This window comes from Streptomyces sp. NPDC107550, from assembly GCF_055639095.1.
Genome location: NZ_JBVKBC010000005.1, coordinates 271,281 through 291,955, shown reverse-complemented (window position 1 = coordinate 291,955; position 20,675 = coordinate 271,281). Strand labels below are relative to the sequence as shown.

At 69.3% G+C, this 20,675-nt stretch carries 17 protein-coding genes; 9 read left to right on the top strand and 8 right to left on the bottom strand.

The features are described 5' to 3' along the window. Positions 1-83: 83 nt before the first annotated feature. The 8 genes from ACZ7LY_RS10350 to dnaA form a co-directional block, all read right to left on the bottom strand. Positions 84-857, bottom strand: a complete 774-nt coding sequence (locus ACZ7LY_RS10350; protein WP_471624096.1) for a DUF3566 domain-containing protein — start codon at positions 855-857, stop codon at positions 84-86. Positions 858-875: 18 nt separating this feature from the next. Then, entirely contained in the window at positions 876-3,494 is a 2,619-nt protein-coding gene (gene gyrA / locus ACZ7LY_RS10345) for a DNA gyrase subunit A (protein WP_471624095.1), read from the bottom strand. Between the two features lie 43 nt (positions 3,495-3,537). Then, positions 3,538-5,616, bottom strand: a complete 2,079-nt coding sequence (gene gyrB, locus ACZ7LY_RS10340) for a DNA topoisomerase (ATP-hydrolyzing) subunit B (RefSeq protein ID WP_471624094.1) — start codon at positions 5,614-5,616, stop codon at positions 3,538-3,540. 275 nt (positions 5,617-5,891) lie between these two features. Next, the gene (locus ACZ7LY_RS10335; RefSeq protein ID WP_471624093.1) at positions 5,892-6,449 is read right to left on the bottom strand and encodes a DciA family protein; all 558 of its coding nucleotides are present in this window, start codon (positions 6,447-6,449) and stop codon (positions 5,892-5,894) included. Continuing rightward, positions 6,446-7,570, bottom strand: a complete 1,125-nt coding sequence (recF, locus tag ACZ7LY_RS10330) for a DNA replication/repair protein RecF (protein ID WP_471624092.1) — start codon at positions 7,568-7,570, stop codon at positions 6,446-6,448. The genes ACZ7LY_RS10335 and recF overlap by 4 nt, the downstream gene beginning before the upstream one ends. A gap of 79 nt (positions 7,571-7,649) precedes the next feature. Next, on the bottom strand, positions 7,650-8,525 hold the full coding sequence (gene gnd / locus ACZ7LY_RS10325; protein WP_471624091.1) for a phosphogluconate dehydrogenase (NAD(+)-dependent, decarboxylating): 876 nt from the start codon (positions 8,523-8,525) through the stop codon (positions 7,650-7,652). Between the two features lie 189 nt (positions 8,526-8,714). Then, positions 8,715-9,845: a DNA polymerase III subunit beta gene (gene dnaN, locus ACZ7LY_RS10320; protein WP_471624090.1), complete on the bottom strand. Its 1,131-nt coding sequence runs from the start codon at positions 9,843-9,845 to the stop codon at positions 8,715-8,717. Between the two features lie 1,101 nt (positions 9,846-10,946). After that, positions 10,947-13,205, bottom strand: a complete 2,259-nt coding sequence (gene dnaA, locus ACZ7LY_RS10315; protein ID WP_471624089.1) for a chromosomal replication initiator protein DnaA — start codon at positions 13,203-13,205, stop codon at positions 10,947-10,949. A 384-nt stretch (positions 13,206-13,589) separates the two neighbouring features. On the opposite strand from dnaA, the gene rpmH reads away from it, so the two are divergent. From rpmH to ACZ7LY_RS10270, 9 genes are all read left to right on the top strand, one after another. Further along, positions 13,590-13,727 (top strand): 50S ribosomal protein L34, encoded by a 138-nt coding sequence (gene rpmH / locus ACZ7LY_RS10310; protein WP_003949374.1) that lies wholly within the window; start codon positions 13,590-13,592, stop codon positions 13,725-13,727. Positions 13,728-13,747: 20 nt separating this feature from the next. Further along, the gene (rnpA, locus tag ACZ7LY_RS10305) at positions 13,748-14,119 is read left to right on the top strand and encodes a ribonuclease P protein component (protein ID WP_471624088.1); all 372 of its coding nucleotides are present in this window, start codon (positions 13,748-13,750) and stop codon (positions 14,117-14,119) included. Next, entirely contained in the window at positions 14,116-14,466 is a 351-nt protein-coding gene (gene yidD / locus ACZ7LY_RS10300; RefSeq protein ID WP_471624087.1) for a membrane protein insertion efficiency factor YidD, read from the top strand. Before rnpA ends, yidD begins: the two co-directional genes overlap by 4 nt. An 8-nt stretch (positions 14,467-14,474) precedes the next feature. Beyond that, positions 14,475-15,782 (top strand): membrane protein insertase YidC, encoded by a 1,308-nt coding sequence (yidC, locus tag ACZ7LY_RS10295; RefSeq protein ID WP_471624086.1) that lies wholly within the window; start codon positions 14,475-14,477, stop codon positions 15,780-15,782. Positions 15,783-15,836: 54 nt separating this feature from the next. After that, positions 15,837-16,349 carry a Jag family protein gene (locus tag ACZ7LY_RS10290; protein ID WP_471624085.1) on the top strand — a complete coding sequence of 171 codons (513 nt, stop codon included), beginning with the start codon at positions 15,837-15,839 and terminating at the stop codon, positions 16,347-16,349. Positions 16,350-16,455: 106 nt separating this feature from the next. Beyond that, entirely contained in the window at positions 16,456-17,172 is a 717-nt protein-coding gene (gene rsmG, locus ACZ7LY_RS10285; protein WP_471624084.1) for a 16S rRNA (guanine(527)-N(7))-methyltransferase RsmG, read from the top strand. Positions 17,173-17,543: 371 nt separating this feature from the next. Further along, the gene (locus ACZ7LY_RS10280) at positions 17,544-18,620 is read left to right on the top strand and encodes a ParA family protein (RefSeq protein ID WP_471624083.1); all 1,077 of its coding nucleotides are present in this window, start codon (positions 17,544-17,546) and stop codon (positions 18,618-18,620) included. Further along, on the top strand, positions 18,617-19,747 hold the full coding sequence (locus ACZ7LY_RS10275) for a ParB/RepB/Spo0J family partition protein (protein ID WP_471624082.1): 1,131 nt from the start codon (positions 18,617-18,619) through the stop codon (positions 19,745-19,747). Before ACZ7LY_RS10280 ends, ACZ7LY_RS10275 begins: the two co-directional genes overlap by 4 nt. A 298-nt stretch (positions 19,748-20,045) precedes the next feature. After that, a complete protein-coding gene (locus ACZ7LY_RS10270; RefSeq protein WP_471624081.1) occupies positions 20,046-20,663 on the top strand; it encodes a GNAT family N-acetyltransferase in 618 nt (205 codons plus the stop codon). The last annotated feature ends 12 nt before the right edge of the window (positions 20,664-20,675 follow it).

The following is a 20,675-nucleotide window of genomic DNA, read 5'->3' as shown; positions in this document are numbered from 1 at the left end:
AAGATTAGCGCACTGGGGGGCCAGTCCCAAAATCGATAGGTCCGGCCCGCCCACCAGCCGCTACGCCGGGCGCAGCGCCCCGCTCACTCGTCCTCGGCGAGCGTCAGCTCGACGCCGCCGACGAAGCCGGCGGAGAGGTTGTAGATGAACGCGCCGAGCGTGGCCAGGGCCGTCGCCAGGACGACGTCGATGACCGCGATGACCGTCGTGAACATCAGCACGCGCGGCAGCGACAGGAAGGACTGGAGGTCGAAGCCGTTGGACTCGTTGGAGCCCGTGGCCTCGGAGATCGTGCCGCCGACCGTGGAGAAGACACCCATGGCGTCCATGACCATCCACAGCACGGCCGCCGCCACGATCGTGCAGATGCCGAGCGCGATGGACAGCAGGAAGCTGACCTTCATGACCGACCACGGGTCGGCCTTCGCCACGCGCAGGCGTGCCTTGCGCGTGCGCGGAGTCGTGCGCGCCCCGGTGCGGGGGCGGCGGACCGCGTCGCCCGGAGTGTTCTGATACGCCTGGGGCGGGTGGTAAGGGCCGGCCTGCTGCTGCGGCTGCGGCCTCTCCCCGGGCAGAGGACCGCCGTCGCCCGCCGCGTATTGCTGGGTCTGCGGACCTCGGGTGTCCGTCACAGTTCCCCCCTGGGAAGATCCATGAGACTCATGTGAGCCGTTCGCACCACGCGCGCGGTGCGTTTCGTTCGAGCTGTGCGAGCTGTGCGTGCCGTTCGAGCCATTCGAGCCGTTCAGGCTGTTCGAGCTCTGAGAGCCGTTGGTGTCATGAGCGGAGCCACGGCCGCTCTCGGTGTCCGTACCGGTGGATGTCCCGGTAGAGCCTGCGCCCGTGGCTCCGCTCACGATGACTCTCTCCTCGCGCTACTCGGCCGAGGACTGCCCGCCCTCGTCCGTCCCGACAGCCGGGTTCGTGTCCTGGCCCGATTCGTCGTTGAGGGCGTCGTCCGCGTCCTGCGGCACGTCGCCGTCGACTTCCTCAGCCTCACGACCGGCCTCGGCGTTACGTGCGATGCCGACGACGGCATCGCGCTTGCCCAGGTTGATCAGTTGGACGCCCATGGTGTCACGGCCTGTCTCCCTGACCTCGTTGACTCGCGTGCGAATCACACCGCCGGACAACGTGATGGCAAGGATCTCATCGGTCTCCTCCACCACCAGCGCGCCCACCAGCTCGCCGCGGTCCTCCACGATCTTGGCGGCCTTGATACCGAGGCCACCGCGACCCTGGACGCGGTAGTCGTCGACGTTGGTGCGCTTCGCGTACCCGCCGTCCGTGGCGGTGAACACGAACGTACCGGGCCGGACGACATTCATCGAGAGCAGTTCGTCGCCCTCGCGGAAACTCATGCCCTTCACACCCGAGGTGGCACGGCCCATCGGGCGCAGCGCGTCGTCCGTCGCGGTGAACCGGATGGACTGCGCCTTCTTGCTGATGAGCAGCAGGTCGTCCTCGGAGGAGACCAGCTCGGCGCCGATCAGCTCGTCGTCGGAGCCGTCGGCGGCCTCGCGCAGGTTGATGGCGATGACACCGCCGGAGCGCGGCGAGTCGTAGTCCTTGAGCGGCGTCTTCTTCACGAGGCCCGCCTTGGTGGCGAGGACCAGGTAGGGCGCTGCCTCGTAGTCCCGGATCGCGAGGATCTCGGCGATGGCCTCGTCCGGCTGGAACGCCAGCAGGTTCGCCACGTGCTGCCCGCGCGCGTCGCGGCCTGCGTCGGGAAGCTCGTACGCCTTCGCGCGGTAGACGCGGCCCTTGTTGGTGAAGAACAGCAGCCAGTGGTGGGTCGTGGACACGAAGAAGTGGTCGACGATGTCGTCTTCCTTGAGCTTCGTGCCGCGTACGCCCTTGCCGCCGCGCTTCTGGGAGCGGTAGTCGTCCGTCTTGGTGCGCTTGACGTAGCCGCCGCGCGTGATGGTGACGACGATGTCCTCTTCGGCGATCAGGTCCTCGATGGACATGTCACCTTCGAAGGGGACCAGCTTGGAGCGGCGGTCGTCGCCGAACTTCTCGACGATCGCGGCCAGCTCCTCGCTGATGATGCCGCGCTGGCGGACCGGCGAGGCGAGGATCTGGTTGTACTCGTTGATCTTCGCCTGCAGCTCGTCGTGCTCCTGCACGATCTTCTGGCGCTCCAGGGCGGCCAGCCGGCGGAGCTGCATCTCCAGGATCGCGTTCGCCTGGATCTCGTCGATCTCCAGGAGGCCCATGAGGCCCTCTCGCGCCACGTCCACGGTGTCGCTGCGCCGGATGAGGGCGATGACCTCGTCGATGGCGTCCAGGGCCTTCAGGAGGCCGCGCAGGATGTGCGCGCGCTCCTCGGCCTTGCGCAGCCGGAACTTGGTCCTGCGGACGATGACCTCGATCTGGTGCGTCACCCAGTGCCGGATGAACGCGTCCAGCGAGAGGGTGCGCGGCACGCCGTCGACGAGCGCCAGCATGTTGGCGCCGAAGTTCGTCTGGAGGTCGGTGTGCTTGTACAGGTTGTTGAGGACGACCTTGGCGACCGCGTCCCGCTTGAGGACGATGACCAGGCGCTGGCCCGTACGGGAGCTGGTCTCGTCGCGGACGTCGGCGATGCCGCCGACCTTGCCGTCCTTGACGAGGTCGGCGATCTTCTGCGCGAGGTTGTCCGGGTTGACCTGGTAGGGCAGCTCGGTGACCACCAGGCACTGGCGGTTCTGGATCTCCTCGACCTCGACGACCGCGCGCATCGTGATGGAGCCGCGCCCGGTGCGGTACGCCTCCTCGATGCCCTTGCGGCCGACGACGAGGGCGCCGGTGGGGAAGTCGGGGCCCTTGATGCGCTCGATGAGGGCGTCGAGCAGCTCCTCGTGCGACGCCTCCGGGTTCTCCAGGTACCACTGGGCGCCGGCGGCGACCTCGCGCAGGTTGTGCGGCGGGATGTTGGTCGCCATGCCGACCGCGATGCCGGCCGAGCCGTTGATCAGCAGGTTCGGGAAGCGGGCGGGCAGGACGGTCGGCTCCTGGGAGCGGCCGTCGTAGTTGTCCGTGAAGTCGACGGTCTCCTCGTCGATGTCGCGGACCATCTCCATCGACAGCGGCGCCATCTTGCACTCGGTGTAGCGCATGGCGGCCGCCGGGTCGTTGCCCGGGGAGCCGAAGTTGCCGTTGGAGTCCACCAGCGGCATCCGCATCGACCACGGCTGGGCGAGGCGCACCAGGGCGTCGTAGATCGAGGAGTCGCCGTGCGGGTGGTAGTTGCCCATGACGTCGCCGACGACGCGGGCGCACTTGTAGAAGCCCTTCTCGGGGCGGTAGCCGCCGTCGTACATGGCGTACAGGACGCGGCGGTGCACGGGCTTGAGGCCGTCGCGTACGTCCGGCAGCGCGCGCGAGACGATGACGGACATCGCGTAGTCGAGGTAGGAGCGCTGCATCTCGGTCTCGAGCCCGACGGGCTCGATCCGCATGGCGATGGCGCCTTCCTCGGCAGGGGTGCTCTCAGTGTTCTCGTCGGCCATTGCTGGTGAAGATCCTTTCTGCGGCGGTCAGCGGAAGACCGACTCAGATGTCGAGGAAGCGGACGTCCTTGGCGTTGCGCTGGATGAACGAGCGGCGGGCCTCGACGTCCTCACCCATGAGGACCGAGAACAGGTCGTCGGCCTGGGCGGCGTCGTCGAGCGTGACCTGGCCGAGGACGCGGTGCTCCTGGTCCATGGTCGTCACGCGCAGCTCCTCGGCGTTCATCTCACCGAGACCCTTGAAGCGCTGGACCGAGTCGTCGCGGATGCGCTTGCCGTTCTCCCGGCCCAGCGCGATCAGCGCGTCACGCTCACGGTCCGAGTACGCGTACTCGAAGTCGTCCCGGCCCCACTTGATCTTGTACAGCGGCGGGCGGGACAGGAAGACGTGTCCGGCCTCGACGAGCGGGCGCATGAAGCGGAACAGGAAGGTCAGCAGCAGGGTGTTGATGTGCTGGCCGTCGACGTCGGCGTCCGCCATCAGGATGATCTTGTGATAGCGCAGCTTCTCGATGTCGAAGTCCTCGTGGACTCCGGTGCCGAAGGCCGAGATCAGCGCCTGGATCTCCTGGTTGTGCAGGATCTTGTCGATGCGCGCCTTCTCGACGTTCAGGATCTTGCCGCGGATCGGCAGGATGGCCTGGTACATCGGGTCGCGGCCGGACTTGGCCGAGCCGCCGGCGGAGTCACCCTCGACGATGAAGATCTCGCACTTGGTGGGGTCGTTCGACTGGCAGTCGGAGAGCTTGCCCGGCAGGGACGCGGTCTCCAGCAGGCCCTTGCGGCGCGTGAGGTCGCGCGCCTTGCGTGCCGCTACGCGCGCGGTGGCGGCCTGGATGGACTTGCGGATGATCTCCGAGGCCTCGACCGGGTTGCGGTCCAGCCAGTCGGTGAGGTGCTCGTGCACGACCTTCTGCACGAACGTCTTCGCCTCGGTGTTGCCGAGCTTGGTCTTGGTCTGGCCCTCGAACTGCGGCTCGCCGAGCTTCACCGAGATGATCGCGGTCAGACCCTCGCGGATGTCGTCACCCGTGAGGTTGTCGTCCTTCTCGCGCAGCAGCTTCTTGTCGCGCGCGTACCGGTTGATGAGGCCGGTCAGCGCGGCGCGGAAGCCCTCCTCGTGGGTGCCGCCCTCGTGCGTGTGGATCGTGTTGGCGAAGGAGTAGACGCCCTCGCTGTAGCTCGTGTTCCACTGCATCGCGACCTCGACGGAGAGCAGGCGCTCCTTGTCCTCGGCCTCGATGTCGATCACGGTGGGGTGGACGACCTCGCCCTTGCGGGAGTTGAGGTACTTCACGAAGTCGACGATGCCGCCTTCGTAGTGGTACGTCACCGAACGCGGCTCCCAGGCGGTGTCGTCGCCCGCCTCGTTCGCGTCGGCGCCCGCGGTGGCCTTCGCCGACTCGCGCTCGTCCGTCAGCTTGATCGTCAGGCCCTTGTTGAGGAAGGCCATCTCCTGGAAGCGCCGCGACAGCGTCTCGAAGGAGTACTCGGTCGTCTCGAAGATGTCGCCGTCGGCCCAGAACGTGACGGCGGTGCCCGTCTCGGTCGTCGCCTCGTGCTTGGCGAGCGGCGCGGTCGGCACGCCCGCCTTGTAGTCCTGCGTCCAGCGGTGGCCGTCCGTCTTGATCTCCACGGAGACCCGGGTGGACAGGGCGTTGACCACGGAGACGCCGACGCCGTGCAGACCGCCGGAGACGGCGTAGCCGCCGCCGCCGAACTTGCCGCCCGCGTGCAGCACGGTCAGGACGACCTCGACGGCCGGCTTGCCCTCGGAGGGGATGATGCCGACGGGGATGCCGCGGCCGTTGTCGATGACGCGCACGCCGCCGTCGGCGAGGATCGTGACGTCGATCGTGTCGGCGTGGCCGGCCAGCGCCTCGTCGACGGAGTTGTCCACGACCTCCTGCACCATGTGGTGCAGGCCACGCTCACCGGTCGAGCCGATGTACATGCCAGGTCGCTTGCGGACCGCGTCCAGCCCTTCGAGGACGGTGATCGCGCTCGCGTCGTAGGAGGCGTCTGTGGCTCCCACGTGCGCGTGCGCGTCGCCGTCGGTGGTCGGGATGTTCTCGTTGGGGTTGCCGGAATCGGCCACGAAGCGCCCTTTCTGGCACAGCACAAGCCAAGCTCCCGGTTGGTGGCCGGAGCGGCTGCGGCGTGTTGGTTCGGTAAGCCCTGGTCAGCGTTGCTCGGTGCGTCCCACAAGTGGGGCGGGATTGTCTTCCAGTGTACCGGTAGCGCCGACAGTGATGGGGGTTTGGCGGTACCTGAGTCCGCATGTGCCGCCCTCAACCGGTCTCGGCCGACTCCCCCTATGCGGTGCGGGGCTCCAAGAGGCTCACAGCGGCACTCAGCGCTTTAGGGTGTCAACCCCCAGCTACGGTGATCGAGCGGTCACCCGAAGGTGTCGTCACGACCGGTGCTGCCGGGGGCGCGCAAGGGCCCGTAACGGCGCGCGCCACTGCCCGGATTACGGATGTCGATACGCCGTACCGTGCCGTGCCCCAGGTCCTCGTTCAGCCGCCTGACCAGCTGCGGAGCCAGCATCCTGACCTGCGTCGCCCAGGCCGTGGAGTCGCACTGCACGACCAGGACGCGCTCGTCCTCGTCGTACTTCTGCGGCACGCAGTGCTTGGCCAGGTCCTCGCCGACGATCTGCGGCCAGCGGCCCATGACGCCGCCGACCGCGGCCGGCGTCTCCCAGCCGCGCTCGGTGATCAGCCGGTTGATGGCGGCGCCGAGCCCCATCGGGTCGCGCCCGTCGGCCCGCGCCCCGGAGCGCAGTCCACCGCCGCGCCGCGCCTGCTTCTTCTGCTGCGCCGCCGCTCCACGCGCGCGTGCGGCTTCTTTCGCCGCCCGCAGCGCGACCCGGGCGAGATCGACGCCGGACGGCTCGGGCACCCCCACGCCTTGGTCGGCCTTCGCCGGGCGCTGCTCGTCGCCGGCGCTCACAGCCGCTCCACCGTGCCGTCGGACACCGCGTACCGGGCGCCGGACAGCACTCCGGGCACGTCGTCGTCCACCGCGGCGGTCACGAGGACCTGCTCGCCGGGGGCCACCAGCTCCGCGAGGCGCTCACGGCGGCGGGCGTCCAACTCGGCGAAGACGTCGTCGAGGACGAGCACCGGCTCGTTCCCCTCGGCCTTCAGCAGCTCGTACGAGGCCAGCCGCAGCGCCAGCGCGTACGACCAGGACTCGCCGTGGCTCGCGTACCCCTTCGCGGGCAGCCGCCCGAGCTTGAGCAGCAGCTCGTCGCGGTGCGGTCCTACGAGGGTGACGCCCCGCTCGATCTCCTGCTTGCGGGCGCCTTCGAGCGCGGCGAGCAGTTGCTCGTACATCTCCTCGCGCGCGTGGCCGGCGATGTCGGGCGAGGACGGCTTGTACTCCAGGGCGATCGGGCCGCCGCCGGGCGCCACCTGCTCGTACGCCTTGTCGGCGAGCGGCTGGAGCGTGGCGATGAGGTCGATGCGCGGGGCGAGCAGTTCGGCGCCCGCGCGCGCGAGGTGCTGGTCCCACACGTCGAGCGTGGAGAGGTCCATGGTGCGGCCGCCGTGGCGCCGGGCGAGCGCGGCGGACTTCAGCAGGGTGTTGCGCTGCTTGAGGACGCGGTCGTAGTCGGCGCGTACGCCCGCCATGCGCGGGGAGCGGGCGGTGATCAGCTCGTCCAGGAACCGCCGGCGCTCACCCGGGTCGCCCTTGACGAGCGCCAGGTCCTCGGGCGCGAACAGCACGGTCCGTACGATCCCCAGCACGTCCCGGGGCTTGACCTGCGAGGACCTGTTGATGCGGGCGCGGTTGGCCTTGCCCGGGTTCAGCTCCAGCTCGATGAGCTGCTGCCGCTCGCCCTGGCGCACCTGTGCCCGTACGACAGCGCGCTCGGCGCCCATGCGCACCAGCGGCGCGTCGGAGGAGACCCGGTGGCTGCCCAGGGTCGCCAGGTAGCCGACGGCCTCCACGATGTTCGTCTTGCCCTGGCCGTTGGGGCCCACGAACGCGGTGACGCCCGGGTCGAGAGCGATCTCGGCCCGGGCGTACGAGCGGAAATCGGCCAGCGACAGATGCGTGACGTGCATGGTCGTGGGCCGACCTCCCCCAACGTTCTCCGAACAGCGGTTCTCTGCGTACACCCGCGCTTTCGCGTACGGCGTACGGCTACTTCTTCTCCACGGCGTGGCCGCCGAACTGGTTGCGCAGGGCCGCGACCATCTTCATCTGCGGCGAGTCGTCCTGGCGCGAGGCGAACCGCGCGAACAGCGACGCGGTGATCGCCGGGAGCGGTACCGCGTTGTCGATGGCGGCCTCGACGGTCCAGCGGCCCTCGCCCGAGTCGGCGGCGTAACCGCGCAGCTTGTCGAGGTGCTCGTCGCCGTCCAGGGCGTTGACCGCGAGGTCGAGCAGCCAGGAGCGGATGACGGTGCCTTCCTGCCAGGAGCGGAAGACCTCGCGGACGTTGTCCACGGAGTCGACGGCTTCCAGCAGCTCCCAGCCTTCGGCGTACGCCTGCATCATGGCGTACTCGATGCCGTTGTGGACCATCTTGGCGAAGTGTCCCGCGCCGACCTTGCCCGCGTGGACCGCGCCGAAGTCGCCCTCGGGCTTGAGGGCGTCGAAGACCGGCTGCACCTTGGCGACATCCTCGGCGGAGCCGCCGTACATCAGCGCGTAGCCGTTCTCCAGGCCCCAGACGCCGCCGGAGACACCGCAGTCGACGAAGCCGATGCCCTTGGCGGCCAGCTCGGCGGCGTGCTTCTCGTCGTCCGTCCAGCGGCTGTTGCCGCCGTCGACGACGACATCGCCCTCGGAGAGCAGCTCGCCCAGCTCGTCGATGGTGGACTGGGTCGCGGCGCCGGCCGGGACCATCACCCACACCACGCGCGGGCCCTTGAGGCCGTCCACAAGCTCCTTGAGGCTGTGGACGTCCGCGAGGTCGGGGTTGCGGTCGTAGCCGATGACGGTGTGGCCTGCGCGGCGGATGCGCTCGCGCATGTTGCCGCCCATCTTGCCGAGGCCGACGAGACCGAGCTCCATCAGTGGTTCCTTACGTTGCGACGGGGCGTGAGTGGTGCGGAAGCGGTACGAGAACGCACGCACGCGTGGAGGCGCGAACGGGGCCCGTGCCCGGTCTCGTACCCGCGTCCGAGCCTAAACCCGGACGCTCACGCACACCTGTGGGCACAGCCGCTCAGACGCACCCTGAGCGGCCGGCCCGCGGTGGCCTCAGCCGGACAGTCGCACCGGCATGATCAGGTACTTGTACGCGTCGTCCGCCTCGGCGTCCACGGCCGGCTTGCCGGACAGCAGCGCGGGCTTGGTGGACGTCGTGAACGAGAGCTGGGCGACCGGGGAGTCGATCGCGCTCAGGCCGTCGAGCAGGAACGTCGGGTTGAAGGCGATCGAGATGTCGTCGCCGTCGAGCTGGGCGTCGACCCGCTCCACAGCCTGTGCGTCGTCGCTGGAACCGGCCTCCAGGATCAGCACGCCCTGCTCGAAGCTGAGCCGGACCGGCGTGTTGCGCTCGGCGACCAGGGCGACGCGCTTGACGGCCTCCACGAAGGGGGCGGTCTCGATCACGGCCACCGAGTTGAACTCGGTCGGGAACAGCGTGCGGTACTTCGGCAGGTCGCCTTCGAGCAGGCGGGTCGTCGTGCGGCGGCCCGCGCCCTCGAAGCCGATCAGGCCCTCACCGGCGCCGGAGCCCGACAGCGCGAGGGTCACCGTGTCGCCGCTGGTGAGCGCCTTGGCGGTGTCCAGGAGCGTCTTGGCGGGCACCAGGGCGACCGCGGACGCCTCCGGGTCCTCCGGCTTCCACAGGAACTCGCGGACGGCGAAGCGGTAGCGGTCGGTGGACGCCAGCGTCACCGTGTCGCCCTCGATCTCGATGCGCACACCGGTGAGGACGGGCAGCGTGTCGTCACGGCCGGCCGCGATGGCCACCTGCGACGCGGCGGCGGCGAAGACCTCACCGGGGACGGTGCCCGTGGCGGTCGGCATCTGCGGCAGCGCCGGGTACTCCTCCACAGGCAGCGTGTGGAGTGTGAACCGCGAGGAGCCGCAGACCACGGTCGCTCGTACACCGTCTGTGGAGATCTCCACCGGACGGTTGGGAAGGGCGCGGCAGATGTCGGCGAGGAGGCGGCCGGAGACCAGCACCGTGCCCTCTTCGTCGATCTCCGCGTCCACGGAGACGCGTGCCGAGACCTCGTAGTCGAAGCTCGACAGGCTGAGTGCGCCCTCCTCGGCCTTCAGCAGAAGGCCCGCGAGGACGGGCGCAGGCGGTCGTGCCGGGAGGCTGCGCGCCGCCCAGGCCACCGCCTCCGCGAGTACGTCGCGTTCCACCCGGATCTTCACCGTAAGCCGCCTCCTGCTGTTGCTGGCTGCTCTCGCCCTGCGTTGGTCTTCGGTCTTCGTCGTCTGACGCCGGTGTCGCTCGGCCCACAGCGGGGGAGGACTCCGGGGACCAGTCTGACGCACGGCACTGACAGTCGTTGCCCGCCTCGGTCAAGTCGCACCGAGGCGCGGTCGAGGCGCCGACAGCGAGTTGTGCACAGCCCCCACTTCGAAACGGATTCCCAGCTCTCTCTAGTTGGGAGTAGTAGTAGGGGCTGTGGAAACCGTGGATAACCGCGTTTCCGCAGGTCAGTCCCGGTTTTTTGTCCACTGCGCCTGTGGGCCGGGGCGGTGGACAACCGGCCCCTGCTGTGGACGGCGAAAAGTTCTGCACACCCGATGCACAGGCAAGGCCCACTTCTCCCCAGGTGCGTCCCCAGCTTTACCCGCGTTCCCCACAGGCCAATCGACGCCCTTGGTGTGACGCCTTTCACTCGGGACGGTGACGGGGCGCGTCGCGTTGCCGAACAGTGGACAGCGGTGTGGAGAAGCTCCCGATCACTGTGCACAACGGCTGTCATCCTGTGGGTCGGCGGTGGACAACGCGATGCACACCCCTGTGGACAAAAAACTGTCCACAGCCTGTGGAGAAAGATTGTCCACGAATCCACACCCCTCTGACCTGGGCTGATGATCCGTCACTACCGTGCGCTGTGGACGCAGTATGGACAACTTCGCGGTCCCCAGGGTGTGGACCCGAGAAACCCGGCACATCTGTGGAGAACACCCGTAACGTGCCGGGAAATCGAACACCGAGGGCTGCGCGTGAGCCGTCCGGGAGAGCCGCCGCGGGCGGTCCGGGGGCTCCGGGAGGGCGCTGGAGGGGGCTGAAGGGCTCCGGTGGGGGTGCCTGAGGGGCGTCAGAGGGCGCGGGAAGCGTCGCGGGGTGGCGTCCCGGAGTGGCCCGGGCGTGCCGTGCCGTCCTCAGGAGCCGTACGCAGAAGCCGTACGCGGCAGGAAGCCGTACGCAGCCGTACGAAGGACTCCGTACGCAGCACACAGAAAGGCGCCCCGCGCCGGTCTCGGCCGGTGCGGGGCGCCCACAGGGTGTGTACGGCTGCGTCAGCCGTTCTTGATGCGGTTCGTCAGCTCGGTGACCTGGTTGTAGATGGAGCGCCGCTCCGCCATCAGCGCACGGATCTTGCGGTCCGCGTGCATCACCGTCGTGTGGTCCCGGCCGCCGAACTGCGCCCCGATCTTCGGCAACGACAGATCCGTCAGCTCACGGCACAGGTACATGGCGATCTGGCGCGCCGTCACCAGCACGCGGCTGCGCGAGGATCCGCACAGGTCCTCGACCGTCAGCCCGAAGTAGTCCGCGGTCGCCGCCATGATGGCCGTCGCCGTGATCTCGGGCGCCGCGTCCTCGCCGCCCGGGATCAGGTCCTTGAGGACGATCTCCGTGAGGCCGAGGTCCACCGGCTGCCGGTTCAGCGACGCGAACGCCGTGACCCGGATCAACGCCCCTTCCAGCTCACGGATGTTGCGTGAGATGCGGGACGCGATGAACTCCAGGACCTCCGGCGGCGCGTTGAGCTGCTCCTGCACCGCCTTCTTACGGAGGATCGCGATGCGCGTCTCCAGCTCGGGCGGCTGCACGTCCGTGATCAGGCCCCACTCGAACCGGTTGCGCAGCCGGTCCTCCAGCGTCACCAACTGCTTGGGCGGCCGGTCGCTGGAGAGCACGATCTGCTTGTTCGCGTTGTGGAGCGTGTTGAACGTGTGGAAGAACTCCTCCTGCGTCGACTCCTTGTCCGCGAGGAACTGGATGTCGTCGACAAGAAGGATGTCCATCTCGCGGTAGCGCTTCCTGAAGGAGTCGCCCTTGCCGTCGCGGATGGAGTTGATGAACTCGTTCGTGAACTCCTCGGAGCTGACGTACCGCACGCGCGTGCCGGGATAAAGGCTCCGCGCGTAGTGCCCGATGGCGTGCAGCAGGTGCGTCTTGCCGAGGCCCGACTCCCCATAGATGAACAGGGGGTTGTACGCCTTCGCCGGCGCCTCGGCGACCGCGACGGCCGCCGCGTGCGCGAACCGGTTCGACGCGCCGATGACGAAGGTGTCGAAGAGGTACTTCGGGTTCAGGCGTGCCGTCGGCTCGCCCGGGCCCGTCGCGGGCGCGGGCTGCGCGGCGAGCGGACCCGGCGCGCCGCTGGGCACGCCTCGTCCGCCCGGGCCGCCGCCGTGTCCCGCGGGACCGCCGGGCACCACACCGGGCGGCGGACCGCCGTCCTGCCCGTGCCGGCCGGGGCCCATCGGACCCTCGCCGGGCTCGCGCCGGGGCTGGCGCTCGTGCGCGGGCTCGTACCCACCGCGCTCGTCGTAAGGGGGGCGCTCCTCGTAACCGGCGCGGTCGTCATAGGTGGAACGGTCCTCGTACGCCGGGCGTTCCCGGTCACGATCGCGGTCCCGGTCGCGGTCGCGGTCCCGGTCCTCGTACGGGGAACGCTCCGCCGGCTTCTGGTCGTAGGGAGAACGCTCCGGCTGCTGGTCGTAGCGCCCGCGCTCGGGCTCGTACGACTGCTGCTCGTACAGGGGCCGCTCGGGCTGGCGGTAGTCGTGCTGCGGCTGCGAGGGCGTGGCGTACGGGTCGCGCTCAGGGAAGCCGAGCCGCGGCTGCTGCCAGCCGTACTCGTCCTGCTGCGGGCGCGGCCAGGCGCCGGGCTGGGGGCGCTGGTAGTCCGGGTAGGCGGGGCGGGCCGTCGGCAGCTGGTCCTCGCGGGGGCCCTGGCCGCCGCGCTCGTAACCGCCATCATAGGCGTCACGAGAGTCCCGCTTGTCACGTCCGTCGCGTGCCTCACGTCCGTCGCGCGTGTCCCGTGCGTCCCGTGCGTCCCGGCCGTCGTACGTCTCGCGCTCCCGGCCCGGCTCACGCGACTCGTACGTCTCACGGGACTCGTACGTGTCGCGTGTCTCATAGGAGTCGCGTGCGTCACGGCTGTCGTAACTGTCCTGCGATGCGGCCGGCGCCTGGGGCAGCTCGGCCTCCTCGTAGCGGGGCTGCTGCGGGGCCGGCGGGGCGGGCTGTGCCGCGGGCTGCTCGCCCACGGAGTCGTCGACCGTGATCGCGATGCGGATCGGGCGGCCGCACTCGCGGCTCAGCGTCTCGCTGACGGCCGGGGCGAGCCGGCCCTCAAGGACGCCCTTGGCGAACTCGTTCGGCACGGCCAGCAGCGCGGTGTCCGCCACCAGCGCCAGCGGCTGGCAGCGCCGGATCCAGTGCTCGTCCTTCGTCTCGACGCCCTGCCCGCGACCTTCACCGAGGAGTTGTTCCAGAACTCGTGGCCACACTGCGGCAAGATCGGCAGGTACGTCAGCCACAGGGCACGCTCTCTCGCTGGTCCCACGAACGTGTGGTTCTGGGGACGGGTCGGGCAGAAAATCGGGTGGGGTGGTGAGAAGGGAACGAATCGGAGTTCAGCCAAGGTAGTCAGCGCGACGGCTGCGGTTCAAGTTGTTGTCCCCAGCCTGTGGACAGTGTCTCCCGCGTACGGTCGGTTTGACCGGATGGCGTAGCCGCGCGTACCGTGGCGAGGTCGAGTTGTCGATGGCTGCTGCCGCCTGCCTCCGATGGGCAAGGTCACGATCCACAGTTCTTGCGGGCCGTGTAGCGGTGCACTCGGGCGTATTCGCGAGCTACTCGTGGGCGCACGGTGACAGCCAGGCGATGTCCCGCCACCACACGATTTCTTCTGGAGCCCCCGAGTGAGCAAGCGCACCTTCCAGCCGAACAACCGTCGTCGCGCGAAGACCCACGGCTTCCGGCTGCGGATGCGCACCCGTGCCGGCCGCGCGATTCTCGCGTCCCGCCGTGGCAAGGGTCGCGCCCGCCTGTCCGCCTGACCGCGTAATCAGGTCATGACGTGCTGCCTACCGAGCATCGGCTGAGGCGGCGCGAAGACTTCGCCATCGCGGTACGCCGAGGACGCCGGGCTGGACGCCCGCTTCTCGTCGTCCATCTACGCAGCGGTTCAACGGACCCGCACGCGCCCGGGGAGAGCGTTTCCCCGCCGCGTGCGGGTTTCGTCGTGAGCAAGGCAGTAGGTGGAGCGGTCGTACGCAACGCGGTGAAGCGCAGACTTCGGCACCTCATGCGCGACCGAGTGACGCAGTTGCCCCCAGGTAGCCTGGTAGTCGTACGCGCGTTGCCCGGCTCGGGCGACGCCACCCACGCACACTTGGCCCGAGACCTGGACGCCGCCCTGCAGCGGCTACTGGGAGGGGGCGCGCGATGAAATACCCACTGCTTGCCCTGATCAAGCTGTATCAGTGGACGATCAGTCCGCTGCTCGGCCCGGTGTGCAAGTACTACCCGTCGTGCTCCCACTACGGCTACACGGCCATCGACCGACACGGTGCGATCAAGGGAACGGCGCTGACTGCCTGGCGCATCCTGCGATGCAATCCGTGGTCGCGCGGCGGTGTCGATCACGTTCCGCCGCGTAAGCGGCCGCGCTGGCACGAAATGCTCCGCGACGCATTGCGCGGGGACAAGAAAGCGGCCCCCGAAGATGAGGCCGTCGGCACCGCCACCCAGGACAGCCCGTCCGCAGCGACCCCGCCCCATGCCCAAGGAGCCTGATCAGGGACATGATTTCCGATATCGTCAACGCGATTTCTGGCATCTTCGCGTTTCTCACGTACCCGGTGTCCTGGGTCATCGTCCAGTTCCACAAGGTCTTCGGAGCCATCTTCGGCCCTGACACCGGCTGGGCCTGGGGTCTGTCCATCGTCTTCCTGGTGGTGCTGATCCGCATCTGCCTGATCCCGCTCTTCGTGAAGCAGATCAAGGCGACGCGCAACATGCAGTTGCTCCAGCCTCAGATGAAGGCCATCCAGGAGCGCTACAAGAACGACAAGCAGCGCCAGTCCGAAGAGATGATGAAGCTGTACAAGGAGACGGGCACCAACCCGCTCTCCTCGTGCCTTCCCATCCTCGTGCAGTCGCCGTTCTTCTTCGCGCTGTACCACACGCTGGCCGGCATCGCCGACGGCAAGAAGGTCGGCGTCATCAACCAGGCGCTGCTCGACAGCGCCCAGAAGGCCCACATCTTCGGCGCGCCGCTCGCCGCCAAGTTCAACGACAGCGCGGACACCATCACCAAGATGGGCTCGTCGCTCACCGACGTGCGCGTCGTCACCGCCATCATGATCGTGATGATGTCGGCGTCGCAGTTCTACACGCAGCGCCAGCTCATGACGCGCAACGTCGACCTGACGGTGAAGACGCCGTTCATGCAGCAGCAGAAGATGCTGATGTACGTCTTCCCGCTGATCTTCCTCTTCATGGGCATCAACTTCCCCGTCGGTGTCCTCGTCTACTGGCTGACCACCAACGTCTGGACCATGGGTCAGCAGATGTACGTGATCAACCGGAACCCCACCCCGGGCTCCAAGGCCCAGGCCAAGATGCTCGAGGGCCTGCAGAAGCACGTCGTCACGCACAGCGCCACCCGCACCAAGCGTGAGCGCGCCATCGTCAAGGCCATCGTCGCCAAGGGCCGCGACCGCAACGAGTACGAGCGCAAGTTCATCAACGGTCTGACCAAGGCCGGTCTCGCCGCCCAGGCCGACGGCACGGTGGCACAGAGCACGTCCGCCACCGCCGTGCTCGACGAGGACGGGACTCCCGCCGGCGGCGGCGCCCCCAAGCGGCAGCAGCCCAAGCGCCAGTCGAAGTCGCAGCGTCAGTCCGGGGCCACCGCGGCGGGCGCGGCCAAGGAGGACTCCGACCAGGAGAAGCCGTCCCTGGAGAAGAAGGACGCTCCCCAGGACGCCAAGCCGGCGGCCAAGGCAGCGGGCGGCGGCGCCAAGCAGGCCGGGGGCCAGCAGCGCAGCAAGGCCAAGTCCGGACAGCGCAAGGGCCCGCAGCGGCCCAAGTCCCCGTCCAAGAAGTAAGACCTCGACGTACGACGCCGGCGCAAGCCATCGACGCAAGAAGGAGCCCCTCCCGTGACGGAAGGCACCACCTCGGCCCCCGCTGAGGGTGGCGACACCCTGACTCGCCTGGAGCAGGAAGGCGAGATCGCCGCGGACTACCTCGAGGGTCTGCTGGACATCGCCGACCTCGACGGTGACATCGACATGGACGTCGAGGCGGACCGTGCCGCCGTGTCCATCGTCGGCGACGCGGGCAGCCGCGACCTGAGCAAGCTGGTCGGCCGTGACGGCGAGGTCCTGGAAGCCCTCCAGGAGCTGACGCGCCTCGCGGTGCACCGCGAGACCGGCGACCGCAGCCGCCTCATGCTCGACATCGCCGGCTACCGCGCCAAGAAGCGCGCCGAGCTGACCGAGCAGGGCGCCAAGGCCGCGGCCGAGGCCAAGAGCAGCGGTGAGCCGGTCCGCATGCAGCCGATGACGCCGTTCGAGCGCAAGGTCGTCCACGACGCCGTCAAGGCCGCCGGCCTGCGCAGCGAGTCCGAGGGCGAGGAGCCGCAGCGCTTCGTCGTCGTTCTGCCCGCCTGAGCGGTACGTCTCGTCCCGGCCCCGTCTGTTCGCAGGCGGGGCCGGTCTTTGTCAGCCTGATAGTCAGCCACCCAGAGCGGTAGAGCGGTACGGAAGGACGGTCCCCGTGACGGAGGCAGCACAGCTCCCCCCGGCGCCGGAGCAGGCCCGGGCGGTATTCGGCGAGCGCTACACGGACGCGGTCCGGTACGCGGAGCTGCTCGCCGACGCAGGCGTGCAGCGGGGGCTCATCGGCCCGCGCGAGGTGCCGCGCCTGTGGGAGCGCCACATCCTGAACTGCGCCGTGCTCTCCGAGGTGGTCCCCGAGGGCGTCACCGTGTGCGACGTCGGCTCGGGCGCCGGCCTGCCGGGCATCCCCCTGGCCCTGGTCCGTCCCGACCTCAAGATCACGCTCCTGGAACCGCTGCTGCGGCGCACGAACTTCCTCACCGAGGTCGTCGAACTGCTCGGCCTCGACCATGTGACCGTGGTGCGCGGCCGCGCCGAGGAAGTCCTCGGCAAGCTGCCCCCCGTCCATGTCGTCACCGCGCGGGCCGTCGCCCCCCTCGACCGGCTCGCCGCGTGGGGCGTCCCGCTGCTGCGGCCGTACGGAGAGATGCTCGCGCTCAAGGGCGACACCGCCGAGGAGGAGATCAAGGGCGCCGGGGCCGCGCTGAGCAAGCTCGGCGCGGTGGAGACTTCCGTGCTCCACGTCGGCGAGGGCGTCGTGGACCCGCTGTCCACGGTGGTCCGGGTCGAGGTCGGCGAGAGCCCGGGCGGTGTGCGGTTCGCCGCCAAGCGCGCCAAGGCGGCCCGTACGGGGCGCGCCCGCCGCCGGCGCTGAGCCCCTGTCGTACCGGTGCCTTCGTACTGGTGCCTTCGTAGCGGTGGTTTGTACCGGTGCCTTCGTAGCGGGCCGCCGGGTACGGGCCGTCGCTGAGTACCGCTGATCCGCTCTGACGACCGGCGGTACTCCACACAAGCTGTCAAACGTACGCATCCCGGGGTGTCGCCCCGGAGCGCACTGGGCCGCGGTGCATCGTGTTTCACGTGAAACGTCGCTCACTGCTGCAGGGCATCATCAGTCGCGGCCGCGCGGCGGCCGCCCCCCGTGAACGTCGTCCCCTCGGATCACTCGGTCAGGGCGCGGAGTTTTCCACAGAAGGGGATTCGTCCACAGAAGACCGGGCCTCGCTGGTTCTCGACCCCGAAGGCATGGGAGGCTCTGTTCATTGCGAGCCTGAAGTCGAGGAGAGTGAATCCTTGCGGTCCGACGCCAACATCGCGGGACCGATGACCGATCCGGTCCCCGGTCCCCGTACCGAGTCGGCGGGGGAGGATGTTTCACGTGAAACACCGACCCCGATGGACGACACACCCATCGGTCGCGCTGCCCAACTGGCAGTAGAAGCTCTCGGTCGTGCGGGCGAGGGCCTGCCGCGACCCGAGCAGACCCGCGTCATGGTGGTGGCCAACCAGAAGGGCGGCGTCGGCAAGACCACGACGACCGTCAATCTCGCCGCTTCGCTCGCGCTCCACGGCGCCCGCGTCCTGGTGATCGACCTGGACCCCCAGGGCAATGCCTCCACTGCCCTCGGGATCGACCACCACGCCGAAGTCCCCTCCATCTACGACGTGCTGGTCGACAGCAGACCGCTCTCCGAAGTGGTCCAGCCCGTCCCGGACGTCGAAGGTCTCTTCTGCGCCCCGGCCACGATCGACCTGGCCGGAGCCGAGATCGAGCTGGTGTCCCTGGTGGCCCGCGAGAGCCGGCTCCAGCGGGCGATCCAGGCGTACGAGCAGCCGTTGGACTACATCCTCATCGACTGCCCGCCGTCCCTCGGCCTGCTCACGGTCAACGCGCTGGTCGCGGGCGCCGAGGTGCTGATCCCGATCCAGTGCGAGTACTACGCGCTGGAGGGCCTCGGCCAGCTCCTGCGGAACGTCGACCTCGTGCGCGGGCACCTCAACCCGAACCTGCACGTGTCGACGATCCTCCTCACGATGTACGACGGCCGGACCCGGCTGGCCTCCCAGGTCGCCGACGAGGTCCGCAACCACTTCGGCGACGAGGTGCTGCGGACGAGCATCCCCCGCTCGGTCCGTATCTCCGAAGCACCGAGCTACGGCCAGACGGTGCTGACCTACGACCCGGGTTCGAGCGGCGCGCTCTCCTACCTCGAAGCCGCGCGCGAGATGGCGCTGCGCGGGGTCGGCATCCACTACGACGCCCAGCAGGCCCACTCGGGCACGCAACTTGACCAGCACAGCACGTCGGAGGGTATTCAGTGAGCGAGCGACGGAGGGGACTGGGCCGCGGCCTCGGTGCGCTGATCCCGGCGGCCCCCACCCCCGAGAAGAACGGTGCGACCCAGGCTCAGGGCGGTTCGACGTCCCCGAGCGCGGTTCCGGTCCTGACGGCGGAGCGCGGTGTGGCGGCGGCGAAGGTCGCCTCGCTGGCGCAGGCTGATGTTTCACGTGAAACAGAGGAGCCGGCGGGCGGGGCGACGAGCGGCACGCCGGAGGAGTTCATGAGCCCCGCGGGCGCGCACTTCGCCGAGCTGCCGCTCGACTCCATCTCCCCCAACCCGCGTCAGCCGCGTGACGTCTTCGACGAGGACGCCCTCGCCGAGCTGGTGACCTCCATCCGGGAGGTGGGTCTGCTCCAGCCGGTCGTCGTGCGGCAGGTGGACTCCGGGCGCTACGAGCTCATCATGGGCGAGCGGCGCTGGCGGGCCTGCCGGGAAGCGGGCCTGGCGCGCATCCCCGCCATCGTGCGGGCGACGGACGACGAGAAGCTGCTCCTGGACGCCCTCCTGGAGAACCTGCACCGCGCGCAGCTCAACCCGCTGGAGGAGGCCGCCGCCTACGACCAGCTCCTGAAGGACTTCAACTGCACGCACGACCAGCTCGCGGACCGCATCGGCCGGTCCCGCCCGCAGGTTTCCAACACGCTGCGGCTGCTGAAGCTCTCCCCGTCCGTGCAGCGTCGCGTCGCGGCCGGTGTGCTGTCGGCCGGGCACGCGCGGGCACTGCTCTCCGTGGAGGACTCCGAGGAGCAGGACCGCCTCGCCCACCGGATCGTCGCCGAGGGGCTCTCGGTGCGGGCGGTCGAGGAGATCGTGACGCTCATGGGCTCGCACCCCAAGAGCACGGCCCGGGCGAAGGGCCCTCGCGCCGGCGGCCGGGTCTCGCCCGCGCTGAGCGAGCTGGCGACGCGCCTGTCGGACCGGTTCGAGACGCGGGTGAAGGTCGACCTGGGGCAGAAGAAGGGCAAGATCGTCGTCGAGTTCGCCTCGATGGACGACCTGGAGCGCATCCTCGGCACGCTCGCCCCCGGCGAGGGCCCGGTGCTTCAGAACGGTCTGCCCGAGGCGGCCGTCGACGCCGACGACGCCGAGGGCGACGACCAGGGCTGATACGGGCCCCTCGCGGGCGGAGCGGGTCGTGTCCGGTGTGTACCGGAACACGGCCCGCTCTTTGCTTTCTCACGGTTTCGGCGCAATCGCTTCCTGGTTACGATGCGAACAGGCGCATCCACCCGGTGACACCTCACAGGGGAGGCGGGGTCATGCGAGCGGTGAACCGCACCGGACTGATGACCGCGGGTCTGGGTCTGGGCGCGGTCGGCGGTTTCGTCGGCAGCCTCCTGAGGGAACGGAGCGCCCTGACGGCCGCCCGTGTCGCAGCGGGCGAAGGAAGCGAGGAACTGCCTTCATGGGGCGTCGGCTCGTACCGCTCACGCTGGACAACCTCCCGGACCTCCCCCAGCGCTGCCGGTCGTGCGTTTTCTGGGAACTGGACCCGGTCAGCGGCGAGGCCGCGGTAAAGGCCGGCCGGCCCGAGCTGGAGAAGGAGGCGTGGATCTCCGCCGTCCTCCTGGAGTGGGGGTCCTGCGGCCGCGTCGTCTACGTCGATGACGAGCCGGTGGGGTACGTGCTCTACGCGCCGCCCGCATACGTCCCCCGGGCGACGGCCTTCCCGACGAGCCCGGTGTCGCCGGACGCGGTCCAGTTGATGACCGCCTGGATCAGCCCGGGGTACCAGGGGCAGGGGCTCGGGCGGGTGATCGTGCAGACCGTCGCCAAGGATCTGCTGCGGCGCGGCTTCAAGGCCATCGAGGCGTTCGGAGACGCCCGGTGGAAGGAGCCGGCCTGCCTGCTGCCCGCCGACCATCTGCTCGCGGTGGGCTTCAAGACGGTCCGCCCGCATCCCACGTACCCGCGGCTCCGCCTTGAGCTGCGGACGACGCTGTCCTGGAAGGAAGACGTCGAGATGGCGCTGGACCGTCTGCTCGGCGCGGTACAGAAGGAACCGGCGCTGCGACCGCTGTGAGGCAGCACGGCC

Excerpts from the sequence above, each read along its gene's own strand:
- gyrA (WP_471624095.1), bottom strand. The coding sequence starts at position 3,494 with ATGGCCGACGAGAACACTGAGAGCACCCCTGCCGAGGAAGGCGCCATC.
- recF (WP_471624092.1), bottom strand. The coding sequence starts at position 7,570 with ATGCACGTCACGCATCTGTCGCTGGCCGATTTCCGCTCGTACGCCCGG.
- gnd (WP_471624091.1), bottom strand. The coding sequence starts at position 8,525 with ATGGAGCTCGGTCTCGTCGGCCTCGGCAAGATGGGCGGCAACATGCGC.
- yidD (WP_471624087.1), top strand. The coding sequence starts at position 14,116 with ATGAAATACCCACTGCTTGCCCTGATCAAGCTGTATCAGTGGACGATC.
- yidC (WP_471624086.1), top strand. The coding sequence starts at position 14,475 with ATGATTTCCGATATCGTCAACGCGATTTCTGGCATCTTCGCGTTTCTC.
- ACZ7LY_RS10280 (WP_471624083.1), top strand. The coding sequence starts at position 17,544 with ATGGGAGGCTCTGTTCATTGCGAGCCTGAAGTCGAGGAGAGTGAATCC.
- ACZ7LY_RS10270 (WP_471624081.1), top strand. The coding sequence starts at position 20,046 with ATGGGGCGTCGGCTCGTACCGCTCACGCTGGACAACCTCCCGGACCTC.